This is a genomic window from Glycomyces sp. NRRL B-16210, from assembly GCF_000719515.1.
Classification (GTDB): domain Bacteria; phylum Actinomycetota; class Actinomycetes; order Mycobacteriales; family Micromonosporaceae; genus Glycomyces.
The window spans coordinates 1-11,807 of sequence record NZ_JOGR01000014.1 but is presented as its reverse complement, the minus strand read 5'-3'; the positions used below and the strand labels follow the sequence as shown (position 1 = coordinate 11,807).

The following is an 11,807-nucleotide window of genomic DNA, read 5'->3' as shown; positions in this document are numbered from 1 at the left end:
TCCGCGTTCTCGCGCCGCTCTGCGCCATGGCCGTCCTGGCGAGCGGCTGCTCGACAGAAGACCTGCTAGGCGAGCCGGTTCCCGAATCCAACCCGTCGGACGGGCCGTCGGAGGAACGATGCGACTCCCTGCTCACCAATCCCACCGGTGAAAGCGAGATCGCGACGGCCACCGTGTTGCTCGCAGACGGCTCGGCCTCAAGTTTCGTCAACGTCGACCAGCCCGAGAGCCGCCAGGACTGGGCGACCATGCTGAGTGAGAAGCTGCCGCAGAACGGCAACGACCTCGTGGTGATCGGGCTGTTCGGCGGAGCCGTGGACTGGAAGTCCGAGAAGGTCACCGCTGGCAAGAGCAATGATGCGAACCGCACCAGAAACGACATGAACGACACCAGGGAATGCCTGGTCGCCGACCTGTCCGACGCCATTTCCGCACCGCCGCCCAAGCCACACACGGACGTGCTTCGCGCACTCGCCGACGCCGCCGACTACGTGCGCGACCGGAGCGGGCCCAAGACCATTTACATCGCGACCGACGGGCTCAGCAACACCGGATGCGCCGACCTGCGCGCCGCGGCGATCGGAGATCCGACGGCGATCCCGCGCATCGTCGAATCCTGCGGATCGGAACTGCCCAGACTCGATGACAGCTACACCGTCCAGTTTCTCGGCATCGGATACCCCGCCGACGGATGGTCGGACGTCATACCGTCGCAACGAACCTGGATGAGGGACCTCTGGTCTGCACTGTGCGAGGAGACCGGGGCGAACTGTGTCGAGCCGGGCTCGGCCGCACCCGGCCGCACCGATGCGGCCGGTATCGCCCCCGAAGGCGATGCCGATGTGGCTATGCCGGCCATCATTCTCACACCGGGAGACCCCACCCTCATCAACGTGCCCGCATCGGTCCTATTCAACATCGACGAGCACAGCATCGCCGGTGACCGGACGCAGGAAGCCCTGCGGGAGATAGTCGATTTCCTCAACGCCCTCGATTACACGAAGATCGAGATTTACGGCCACACCGACTCAACCGGCACACCCGAGCGCAACGAGACGCTGTCGGAACTGCGCGCCAAGGCGGTGGCGGACTACCTCGCCGGCGAGGGCTTCACCGACATCACGACGGAAGGCTATGCCTCTACCAGGCCCGCGTGCGAACCCGAGTTTGCCAACGGCAAGCCCGATCTGCTCAACATGGCGTGCAACCGCCGAGTCGAGATCCTTGTCTACACCTGATGTGGAGTGCCAATGAGTGACGTTCCCCCACAGTCGTCCCCCGATCCGTTCGCGCAATGTCCTTCGGGCTGCGTGTGCGGAGTCCGAGAACTGATCGCCCACGAGAACGACCGCGGGCCCCGAGATGCCGATGAGATCGACGCCTCGGAGATGCGGGCGATGCTGATCGCCGTCCGAACGGGATATGAGACCGTCCGGTCCGACCCCCGCGTCGTCGAACGCCGGCATGCGGCGAACACGGCCTGGAGCGGTGCGCAGCGCCAACTGACCAGGTTGCGCACCACCATCGAAGAGAAACGGATCGACAATGCGGCGGGCGAACTCGACCGAGCCGAGCGCGCCGCGCAGTCGAGTCGGCGGCGGCCCGCTTGGCTGCGCGCGGTGCGCTGGCCGGTGGTGGCCGGGATCGGCCTATTCGACGTCTGGTACTTCGGGGCGGTCTTCCGGTACCTCACCTCGGAGACCGGTGACGCGGAAAGGGGCCTGAACGCGGTCAGAGCTCTGGAAGTGGTGGTCGGGATCGTGCCGGGCGTGGTCTTGGCGATCATCATCGCGGCCTCGGCCGACGCGCTCTCGCGACCGTTGCGAGCTTGGAAGGCCGCGGCGCCCCGACCGCTCCGGCGAGACGACGACACCGGTGCCTTGACGTACGCGCTGCGCGTCATCGGCAAGTGGGTGCAACGGGCCGCCTGGTGGATGCTGCCGTTCGGGTTCGTGGCGTTCCTGCTCTTCGTCCTCGCGAGGTGGGCCGGGCTGCGGGCGATGTATCCGACGCCGCCGCCCGACGGGTACCGGCCGGAGTCGGTCATGCTGCTGATCGCGCTGCTCACGATCGGCGCGATCGTCGTCAAGCTCCTTGCTGACGATCCAGTAGCGGACGAACTGTCCGTGCTGCGACGGCGACTGCGGCTGCTTCGGTGGCGCTATAAATGGCAGTCGAGCCGAACCGAGCGGGGGATCGCCGCATACGACTCGGCTTGGAGCGACCTGCGGACCCTGCGCGACGACCTCGTAGGCTTGCTGAACGTCAAAATGCAGTCGGCCTGGGAGGGTTTCATCCTGCGGCTCAGGTCATTGCACCGGATGGCGGGCAACGTTACCGCAGCGGAGGGGGCATCGGACAGCCGCGAAGCGCTGCTCCAGCCCGTGTTCTCCGGAATCCCCCAACCGAGGATGGAGCTCGGGCCGTTGGTGGAGGTCTGCCGCCTGATCGACGAGCGCGACCCGGCCGACCTCCGCAAGGAGAAACGTCGGCTCGACAACCTGTTCACCGACCAGATCCGCGGGGAGGACCGCCGCGAGACCGCGTTGGCGCTCCGCGCCGACGATCGCGCGTAAACGGTTCGTCGAGCTCCATCGGAACGGGCGCCCGTATCCCTTGGCCGCAGCCTCCCTCTGATCGCCTTTCAGAGGGAGCGCGGCCGGGGAATGCGGGCGATGTCCTTGTCCATTACCTTCCACTTCGGGTAGCCGGTGAGCAGCCGCCCGGTGCTGTGCCTGAGATGCGGCACTGCTTCGAGCGGGACGTCGGTGACATTGGCAGCCCAGGCCACGAAGTCCGGCATGAGTTCCTTGACCGCGTCGATCACCGGGTCGCGCGGCTCGTATTTCCCAGGGAGGTAGCGCTCCAGGAAGACGAACGAGCTGACGGGGCTGACCGAGAAGCCGTTGAAGCCGTGGAACCAGCACATCTCGTCGATGGCTCTCATATGCGGATCGTCGAGTTCGTGATGGCCGCTAATCAGGTACATCAGGAAGGCGCCGTTCCGAAGTCCCTGCTCCTCGTCAGTCGGCGCGACCATCTCCTCGGCATCCACCTCCGGCCGGGGGAGCATCCGGAGCCGGGCCTTCCACAGCGCGCGGACGGACACGAAGCTGAAATCGAGAAGCTTCGGATCGCCCCCGACGCAGAAGCGATCCCAGTCGGTGAGGGATCTGATCGTGTGCTTGTAGACCTCGGCCGGCTCGCACCGGCGGGGCGGGTAGAGTCGGTCCGCGAAGCGCGCGTTCCGTTCCCGGTGCGGGCGGAGCAGTTCCTCGATATCGGGATGGTGCCCACAGGCGGTGACCATGTCGAAGTGGAAGTCGGAGTACTCGACGGTGTAGGACAAGGCGAAGTCGCCGCTGGATGCGCGGAACGACATGAAGTAGGTGCGGCAGTCGCCGTAGACGTCGCCGCCCTCCCAACACTCGTCCAAGGTCAGTTCCTCGCCGTACCAGGAAGGTGCGGATACGCCGAGTTTCTCCAGGCGCTCGACGGCCTTGACCGCGGCCCGTCGCCCGCCCGGGGAGTCCGCGAGCTCCGTCATCGCCGCGAGGCTGGCGGCCGCGTACGCGTCGGCGCGGTTGAGGAAGTACTGCACGGCGACCATCTGCAACTCCGCGACCGAGACTCCTTGGATCTCGGGATTCGTGGCGCTCAACCACATGTTGCCGAGAAAGCCCGAGAGGTTGGCTTCGACGGCGACGCGGTTCTCGGGCTGGGGGGTCTGATCGGCCGGCAGACCGTCGAGGATCGCAATCCACCGTTCGCGGTCTTTCTCGGTCATCGGCATAGGGTGTCCCTTTCCGCAAGCTCTGCAACCGAGTATGACCGTAAGCACGAATTGTGTTCAACCCCAAGCCAAAGGCTGTCACACTATCGGGTCGGCGATCGCGTCCCGGCAGCGACGAGGAACGGGTCCGCCGAGAAGTGTCGGCGGCAAGCGGGGTGGAGAAAACTTCACCGTGAAGTCGGGCTCCAGCGGCAATGCGGGTGGACCGCGGTGAAATTACTGTTCAAGCATGGACATCTCAGCGACGCCGGCGAGCCCCTGGCGGCAGGCACCCCTCACGGCGGTGCGGGCCTTCGGGGCGGGCTCGACCTGGCGCTCATTCATGCATTTGGCGACCGGCGCCGCCGTGGGAATCTTCGGCGGATTGATCCTCTTCATCCTGGTGCTCGTCGGGATCGGCGGCATCGTCACGATCGTGGTCCCGCTGGCGACCGCGGGCGCCGTACTCGTGTTCAGCGCCGCGCTCACCGTCGTGCAGCGCTCGCGCCACACCGCGTTCCTCGGCGCCGAATGGCCCGACGGGCCCTTCGCGCAGCCGGTGACGTTCGCACCGAAGGCGCTGTTGGCGATCCTGCGCAACCCCAAGACCTGGCGCCAGCTCTCGTACCACCTCATCGCGGGCCCTTACGGGTTCGTCGCGCTCCTGATCACCCTGTTCTCGTGGGCGTTCGGCCCGGCGATGGCGCTCGCGCCGCTGGTGGCCATCGGGTCGGGCGTGAGCCTGCGGCACTGGATCATCTGCGTCGCAGGCATAGTCGTGTTCATCGCCGCGCCGTGGATCACCCGCGGCCTGGCGTGGCTCGACGCCCAGATGGCCCGCCACCTGCTCGGCACCAGCCGTGCCGAGGCGCTCGCACTGCGCGTCACCGACCTCGCCGCCAGTAGGAACTCCACTGTGGATGCCGCCGACGCCGAGCGCCGCCGCATCGAGCGCGACCTCCACGACGGCGCCCAGCAGCGGCTCACCTCCCTCGCCATGAACCTCGGGATCGCCCGCGCCACCATCGACGACATGCCCGAAGCGGGCTCGCGCGCCCTCGAAGAGGCCCACGAGGAGGCCAAGCAGGTCCTGACCGACCTGCGCGACCTCGTCCGCGGCCTGCACCCGGCCGTCCTGGAGGACCGCGGCCTCGATGCGGCCCTGTCGGCCGTCGCCGCGCGCTCGCCCATCCCGGTGCGCCTGCGGGTCGACATGGACCGCAGGGCCGCCCAGGACGTGGAGGCCGTCGCCTACTTCGTCGTCTCCGAGGCGCTGACCAACGCCGCCCGCCACTCGGGCGCCGAGAACGCCACCGTGGACATCACGTTCAACGGCGACCTCCTGCGGCTGCGCATCACCGACGACGGCCGCGGCGGCGCCGACCCCGAAGGCGGCACCGGGCTTCGCGGCCTGGACGACCGGGTCCGCTCGGTCGACGGCGCCTTCCACCTCACCAGCCCGCTCGGCGGGCCCACCACCATCGAAGCGGAGCTGCCATGCGCGTCGTGATCGCCGAAGACTCGGTCCTGCTCAGGGAAGGGCTCGCCCGGCTCATGGAGATCGGCGGCATCGAAGTGATCGACACCGTCGGGGACGCCGAGGCGCTGCTGCGCTCGGTCGAGCGCGACTGCCCCGACCTCGTGGTCGCCGACGTGCGGATGCCGCCCGACCAGAGCGACGAGGGCATCCGCGCGGCCCTGGTGCTGCGCCGCCGCTACCCGGACCTGGCCGTGCTCATGCTCTCGCAGTACGTCGAGGAGCGCTACGCGGTCGAGCTGCTCACCGGGCAGATGCGGGGCATCGGCTACCTGCTCAAGGACCGCGTCGCCGACGTCACCGAGTTCCTCGACTCGCTGCGGCGCGTCGCCGAGGGCGGCACCGCGCTCGACCCCGAGGTGATCTCCCAGCTCCTCGTGCGCCGCGACGGCGACGAGCTCGACCGCCTCACCCCGCGAGAGCGAGAGGTCTTGTCGCACATGGCGGAAGGCCGCTCGAACGCCGGGATCGCCGCGGTACTCGTCCTCAGCGAGGGCGCCGTCAGCAAGCACATCAACTCGATCTTCTCCAAACTCGGGCTCCCGCCCACCGACAGCGGCAACCGCCGCGTGCTCGCCATTCTCAAGTTCCTGCAAGGCAACGCAAAGGACCGGTCATGACCGTCACCCCCGAGAACGCAACCGCAACCGACCCGTCGGAGGCCGAGGGCCGCTCGACCCGCAAGATCTGGTGGATCGTCGGCGGCACCTTCACCGGTGCACTGCTGCTGTTCGCCATGACGATCGCCGGCGTCTGGCTCTGGTCGGCCTCCTCGCCCGAGGAGCAGCGCACCCACACCGAGGAGCACACGCAGCCCGTCAGCGGCGTCGACGTGGACGTCGAGATCGGCCTGATCGAGCTCAGCGCCGCCGACGGCGACGTGCTCGAAGTCCGCCGCGACACCGGTTGGCGCGGCGCCGAACCCGAGACCACCGAAAGCTGGCGCGGCGACACCTTCACCGCCGAGGGCGAATGCGACGACCGCCCGCTCTTCTGGGTCAACATCGACGAGTGCAGAGTGGACTACATCATGCACCTGCCCGCGGGCACCGACGCCGAGGCGAACATCGACGTGGGGGACATCCGCCTCAACGGGCTCGACGGCGAGATCGACGCCGAGACGAGCGTCGGCGCCGTCGACGGCGAGAAGCTGCGCGCCACCTCGACCTCGGTCGAGACCGGTGTGGGCACCGTGAGGCTCGCTTACGACCAGGTGCTCGGCGACATCAGCATCGACATCGGCACCGGCGACGTCGAGCTCATCCTGCCCGACGACGGCACTACCTACGACGTGCGCTTCGACTCCGGCGTGGGCAGCCAGGACATCGACATCGCGACCGACCCCTCCACGACGGCGGACTACACCATCACGGTGAAAATCGGCGTCGGCGACTTGACGGTTCGCTACGGCGCCTGAGGGTGCGGAGATCGATGCCGCCCGCGACCGACCGGTCGCGGGCGGCATCGCCGTAGTGGCGAAAAGCGGGTCGAGATCGGGTCGGCGGGGAGGTAGCGTGCGGGCATGGCCGAACTGCTGCACCTGACCGAACCCGCACTGTGGGAGGCGGCGCTCGCCGCCGGATCGTACGAGGGATCGACGCGCGGGAAGACCCTCGCCGAGGAAGGGTTCATCCACTGCTCGCTGCCGGACCAGGTCGATGCGGTGGGCGCCTTCCTCTACGGCGACTACGACGGGCCGCTGGTGGTGCTGGTCATCGACGACGCGCTGGTGGGAGCGCCGATCGAGTACGAGGCGCTCGAGCCCGGAGCTGAGCGGTACCCGCACATCTACGGGCCGCTGCCGGTCAGCGCGGTGATCGAAGTGCGCCCGTGGACGAACCGGGCCTGAGCCGCTGAAGATGCGTCGTCGCAGGTAGACAGTGACATCACGGAAAGTGTCGTACCCTGCTCGTACAGTTGTCGCGGCAATTGCACAGCGAGCGCCGAGCTTGTGAGCGAGGCGCGATCGACCGATCGGACGGCGCGATGGCGGCAACGAGACCATCAGACAGTTCACGAACCCAGGCGAAGCGAAAGAACCTCGCCGACCGCCCCGCGAGCGGCACCTCGCCGGGCCGGAAGGCATCGGCGGGCAGGAGCGACATCTGGCCTGGCGAAAAGCTACGAACAGCAAGGGCCGCAAGCCCTCCGCAAGTTGTGCAGGGGCCGGGAACGCTCGATCGGATGCTGCCGTTCGAGACGATCCCCGCGACACCGCTGCGCGAGCACTTCACCAGGTGGCTGGTGCGGTCACTGGACGGCGCCGACGAGGCCACGCGTGATGCGAAGGCGGGAGCCGAGTCGAAGGCGGGAACGGGCGCCGAGGAAGCGGAACCGTTGACGGCCCGACCGGTACCGGCCCCGCTCAATGATGCGAGTGAGCCGACGCGGCAAGGTGCCTCGCCGACCCGCCGGAAGGCGTCGCGCAGTTCGCCGAACAAGACCGCCTCGGCCCTTCGGCAGGCGGCATCGCAGAGCTCGGCAGGTAATTCGGCCCCGCCGACGTCGCCGAGCGCGACAACGTCGATCCCACCGCCCGCTCTGCCGGGAACCTCGCGGGGCGAACTGATCGCAGCGGGGGACCAGAGGGAATCCGCGGAAGGATCGACGCCGCCGGAGCGGCGGTTCGTCAAGCGCGGGGACGGGTCGGTGTGGGTCACCAAGCCGCTCTTGCGTTCGCGAGGGTGGACCGACACGGCGGTCCGCGACTTCCTACCGGAACCGGAGGGGCTGAAGCCGAATCCGCGCTTCCCTGCGAGCGGCGCGCCGATGCCGGTCTGGCGACCGGCCACAATCGCGGCGGCCGAGGCCGGGCCGGAATGGCAGGACTGGTTGGAGCGGTCGCTGCGGCGCAGGAAGACGACGCTGGAAGCGCTGGCGGAGACGGACGACGCGGACTTCGCGGTGCGGCTTGCCGCAGCGAATTCGGCGATCTCGGCCGGTGGCGAAGCGTAGGAAGGCGAGGCATAGGAAGCGGGCGTGCACGAGTGGCCTCGGCGAATGGTGAGGCGTCGGCGTCGGCGTCGGCGGTGAAACCGAGTCCGGGTCGCGCCGCGAAAGGCGCGGCCCGGGCTCCGGGGCGGGCCGGGACGCAGGGCCCTGGGCTCGAAAGGAGAGGGGCACGACGCTTCGTTGGCGAGGGGCGAGGGGCGAGGGGCGAGGGGCGAGGGGCGAGGGGGCTTCAGCGATGCCTTCTGGCAGGCCCGGAACTCGATCGACCCTGACGATGGAGTCGGGGAATCTCCTGTCTTCCGGCCTCGCAGCTCATAGGTTGGAGGGTGGCCGTTGTCCGTCGCGCCGCTTCGGCGCGCGGGCGCATCCGAGGAGAGAGGAACCGGACATGAGTGATTTCGCGTTCGCCGGCAAGGTCTTCGACATCCGCGTCGACAACGGGGTCGTCCTTCGCAATGCGTATGCACCCGAAGGCAACAAGCTCCGATACGAACAGATCGACGGCGCCTCTGAAGGCGGCTCCGGCGTAGTGGACCTGCACGTCGGCGAGGTCGCCCCCAGCGTCTACCTGCTCGGCTGGAACGAGGTCTCGGGCGCGGCCGTCACCCACGTCATGGACTTCAACTCCGGCACGATCACCGGCTTCTGGTCGTTCGACGCCGACGGCGGGCGCACCGGCGAGGTCCACTCCGCGACCTTCACCGAGGTCAAGTTAGCCGTTGCCGGTTCGCCATGCTGCGACCCCGCAACGCCGCCTCGCCACACGATCGCTTCGCCTTACCGCAAGGCGAGCTTGAAACCTGCCGCCTTCGCCGGTTCCAGTTCGCCAACCCGCACTTCCCGCCGGCCCTCGGCCCGCTAGGCGAGCTTGAAGCCCGCGGCCTTCGCCAGTTCCCCCGCTATCTCGACCGCTTGACCCGGGGTGATCAGCGCTCCTCGCAGACTCATCAGGCCCGTGATGCCCACCAGGTCCGAGCGTCGCAGGTCGCAGCCCTTCGCGTTCGCCACCCGCGAGAAGTCCGCCCCCGGGAACGCGCAGTCGATGAACACCGCCTTCGACAAGTCGCCCAAGAACGTCGCGTTCATGAACCGGCACCGCTCGAAGACCACCGGCCCCTTCGCCGTCCCGATCGAGATCCCGGCGAAGTCCGCCCGGCAATCGGACACGTACAGGTCCTGCACCAGCGCGAACTGCGCCTGCCAGCCCACCAGCTGGCTGTCGGTGATCTCCACGCGGCGAGCCGTCGCCCGCTCCCATCTGCCGTTCGACAGCACCGACCGCTCCACGGTCACGTCGACGACCTCGAACGGCGACAGCGCCGTCCCCGAGAAGTCCACGCTCCGCAGCAGCGACTGGTCCAGGCTGCCGTCCGCGGCCCCGCCCGTCCATTCCAGACCGTCGAACAACCGCTCGCTCAACTCGAAGTCCGCCTCCGGCGGCTCCGCCACCGCCGCCAGCCGGTCGGCCTCCCACAGCGGCCTGCGCATCGAGCGCTGCTCGTCGATCTTCCTGAACTTCACCGGGCCTCCTCGGTCTTGGTGAACCCCGGCAGGTTACGGGACACCGCCGACATCCTCGCCCGGGACCTGCTTCGCCCGCTCCCTGTGCGCCCGCACGCGGTGCTTCACCCCGCACCGGTCGCTCGGGCACCACCGGCGCCTGCCCGAAGGGTCGGCGAACACCGCCCTGCAATCGGGTGCGGCGCACCGCCGCAGCAGCCGCGCCCCGTCCCCGCTCAACGTCTGGAGCGCCTCCAGCACCAGCCAGGACACGGCCGTCTCCACCGAGGTCGGCGCGCCGGCGCGCAACCGCCCGCCCTCGATCCGCGCGCGCGGCGGCTCGTACAACTCCAGCGCCCGGTTCGCCGCCGCCACGGCCCGCTGCGGCGGCGCCGCCCCGTCCAGCGCCGCATCGGCCAGGACCTGGATCGCCTCCCGCGCCCACCGGGCGTGCTCCAGATCGGCCTCGGTCACCTTCACCTCCGGCTCGGCGCCCATGCCGCGCTGGAGCCACAGCGCGAGGCGCCCGGTGTCCCAAAGCCGCTCGAAGGGCTCTTCACCGAGCCGATCGGCAAGCGTCGCAATGAAATCGAGCCATGGCCGGCCTGTCGAGAACGTGAACTCGCTGCGACTGTCGGATTTCATCAGGACAATGTAACAGGTTGACTTGTTACAAAGGCCCGACTTACGTTGTAACGATATGAAGCGTTACAACTGGAGGGTCCATGACCACCGAAGCGCCGACGCCGATCAAAGTCCCCACGTTCCCCGCACTTCCCGCCGCGGCCACCCCCACCACCGCTGCCTCGTCTCGATCCCGCTCCTTCCTCCTCGGCCCCGGACTCTCCGTCGCCTTCGTCGTCATGTGGACCGGCGGCTACATCGCCGGACCCATCGGCGTCACCCAGGCCAGTCCGCTCGCGCTCTGCTTCTGGCGCTTCGGCGTCGCCGCCGTCATCCTCGCGATCCTCGCCGTCCTCACCCGCGCGCGCTGGCCTCAGGGCCGGGACGCGTGGGTCCAGGTCGTCGCGACCGGCCTGCTCATGCAGGCGGGCATGTTCAGCTTCTGCTACCTCGGGCTGGCCCTGGGCGTCCCGGTCGCGATCGTCGCGATCGCCATCGGCGCCTCCCCGGTCCTGGTCGCGGTCGGCGGGACCTTCACGCTCGGCGAACGGCTCTCGCCACTCCAGTGGGGAGGGACTTTACTCGGATTCGCGGGCCTCGCCGTGGCCATCGCGGGGGAGTGGCAGGCGGTCGCCATTGGCGTCGCCGCGCTGCTGCCGGTCGCCGGGTCCATCGCGTTCGCCGCGGGCACCCTCGTCCAGCGCCGCACCGGCGCCCGCATGGACCTGCGGACTGGGACCGCCGTGCAGATGGCGGTCGCCGCCGCCGTCACGCTTCCGCTCGCCCTCGTCTTCGAGGGCGGCATCGCGATTCCGGTCAACGGCACCTCAGTCGGCGTCGTCCTGTTCCTCGCCATCGGGAACTCCTGCATCGCCTCCGCGTTGACGTTCCTCATGCTCCGCCACCGTCAAGCCGCGGACACCGCGCGCCTGATGCTGCTGGTCACCCCGCTCGCGACGTTCGCGGCCTGGCCTCTGTTCGGCCAGCGCCCGGACTCGCTGCTGTGGACGGGTCTGGCGATCACGGTCACCGGGATCGTCCTCGCGACGAGGCCGAAGAGGGCGGAACCCCAAGGGCCCCCGCCGGTCGCGACGAACGCGCCTCCGGCGTCCGTGCCCTCGGCGTCCTGAACGGCACGCCGAGACGCCGTGCGCGCCTTCGCGGTCGCGTGTCTCTGAATCGGGACGCGCGACCGCGCGCCGCGGCCCCGCGGGCACGACGAACACCGGTTGTTTTGCGAATTGAAGATCCCCGGATCAACAACCCTGACCGATGGGTACGACATTTCGGGCCGGCCGGTGGAGGTCAAGTGGTGAGGGTCACATAATGGTCGGTGCGGTGCGGTGCGGTGCGGTGCGGTGCGGTGCGGTGCGGTGCGGTGCGGTGCGGTGCGGTGCGGTGCGGTGCGGTGCGGTGCGGTGC

Annotated in this window: 12 protein-coding genes; 9 read left to right on the top strand and 3 right to left on the bottom strand. The window is 68.9% G+C overall.

Annotated features, from left to right (window positions below; all coding sequences use genetic code 11):
- Positions 1 to 26 precede the first annotated feature (26 nt).
- Both IF12_RS0119875 and IF12_RS0119870 read left to right on the top strand, forming a co-directional pair.
- A complete protein-coding gene (locus IF12_RS0119875) occupies positions 27 to 1,238 on the top strand; it encodes an OmpA family protein (protein WP_030161567.1) in 1,212 nt (403 codons plus the stop codon).
- A gap of 159 nt (positions 1,239 to 1,397) precedes the next feature.
- Complete coding sequence (locus IF12_RS0119870) at positions 1,398 to 2,576, top strand: hypothetical protein (protein WP_133884098.1); 1,179 nt, start codon at positions 1,398 to 1,400, stop codon at positions 2,574 to 2,576.
- Between the two features lie 68 nt (positions 2,577 to 2,644).
- Here the strand turns inward: IF12_RS0119870 and IF12_RS0119865 are convergent, their stop codons facing one another.
- A complete protein-coding gene (locus IF12_RS0119865) occupies positions 2,645 to 3,787 on the bottom strand; it encodes a hypothetical protein (RefSeq protein WP_156036863.1) in 1,143 nt (380 codons plus the stop codon).
- A gap of 235 nt (positions 3,788 to 4,022) precedes the next feature.
- Between IF12_RS0119865 and IF12_RS0119855 the strand changes: the two genes are divergently transcribed.
- The 6 genes from IF12_RS0119855 (at position 4,023) to IF12_RS0119830 (ending at position 9,123) form a co-directional block, all read left to right on the top strand.
- Positions 4,023 to 5,282: a sensor histidine kinase gene (locus tag IF12_RS0119855; RefSeq protein WP_081913777.1), complete on the top strand. Its 1,260-nt coding sequence runs from the start codon at positions 4,023 to 4,025 to the stop codon at positions 5,280 to 5,282.
- Positions 5,270 to 5,929 carry a response regulator transcription factor gene (locus IF12_RS0119850; RefSeq protein WP_030161559.1) on the top strand — a complete coding sequence of 220 codons (660 nt, stop codon included), beginning with the start codon at positions 5,270 to 5,272 and terminating at the stop codon, positions 5,927 to 5,929. The genes IF12_RS0119855 and IF12_RS0119850 overlap by 13 nt, the downstream gene beginning before the upstream one ends.
- Positions 5,926 to 6,726 carry a DUF4097 family beta strand repeat-containing protein gene (locus tag IF12_RS0119845; protein ID WP_030161557.1) on the top strand — a complete coding sequence of 267 codons (801 nt, stop codon included), beginning with the start codon at positions 5,926 to 5,928 and terminating at the stop codon, positions 6,724 to 6,726. The genes IF12_RS0119850 and IF12_RS0119845 overlap by 4 nt, the downstream gene beginning before the upstream one ends.
- A gap of 105 nt (positions 6,727 to 6,831) precedes the next feature.
- The gene (locus IF12_RS0119840) at positions 6,832 to 7,158 is read left to right on the top strand and encodes a DUF952 domain-containing protein (protein ID WP_030161555.1); all 327 of its coding nucleotides are present in this window, start codon (positions 6,832 to 6,834) and stop codon (positions 7,156 to 7,158) included.
- Positions 7,159 to 7,493: 335 nt separating this feature from the next.
- The gene (locus IF12_RS25855; protein WP_133884100.1) at positions 7,494 to 8,264 is read left to right on the top strand and encodes a hypothetical protein; all 771 of its coding nucleotides are present in this window, start codon (positions 7,494 to 7,496) and stop codon (positions 8,262 to 8,264) included.
- A 385-nt stretch (positions 8,265 to 8,649) separates the two neighbouring features.
- Positions 8,650 to 9,123, top strand: a complete 474-nt coding sequence (locus IF12_RS0119830; RefSeq protein WP_030161551.1) for a hypothetical protein — start codon at positions 8,650 to 8,652, stop codon at positions 9,121 to 9,123.
- On the opposite strand, the gene IF12_RS24415 is transcribed toward IF12_RS0119830, so the two are convergent.
- A complete protein-coding gene (locus tag IF12_RS24415) occupies positions 9,120 to 9,782 on the bottom strand; it encodes a pentapeptide repeat-containing protein (protein ID WP_051704654.1) in 663 nt (220 codons plus the stop codon). The genes IF12_RS0119830 and IF12_RS24415 overlap by 4 nt on opposite strands.
- 33 nt (positions 9,783 to 9,815) lie before the next feature.
- A complete protein-coding gene (locus IF12_RS24410) occupies positions 9,816 to 10,406 on the bottom strand; it encodes an ABATE domain-containing protein (protein WP_051704653.1) in 591 nt (196 codons plus the stop codon).
- Between the two features lie 80 nt (positions 10,407 to 10,486).
- Here IF12_RS24410 and IF12_RS0119815 point away from each other — a divergent pair, with 80 nt between their 5' ends.
- Positions 10,487 to 11,515 carry a DMT family transporter gene (locus tag IF12_RS0119815; protein ID WP_030161545.1) on the top strand — a complete coding sequence of 343 codons (1,029 nt, stop codon included), beginning with the start codon at positions 10,487 to 10,489 and terminating at the stop codon, positions 11,513 to 11,515.
- Positions 11,516 to 11,807 lie beyond the last annotated feature (292 nt).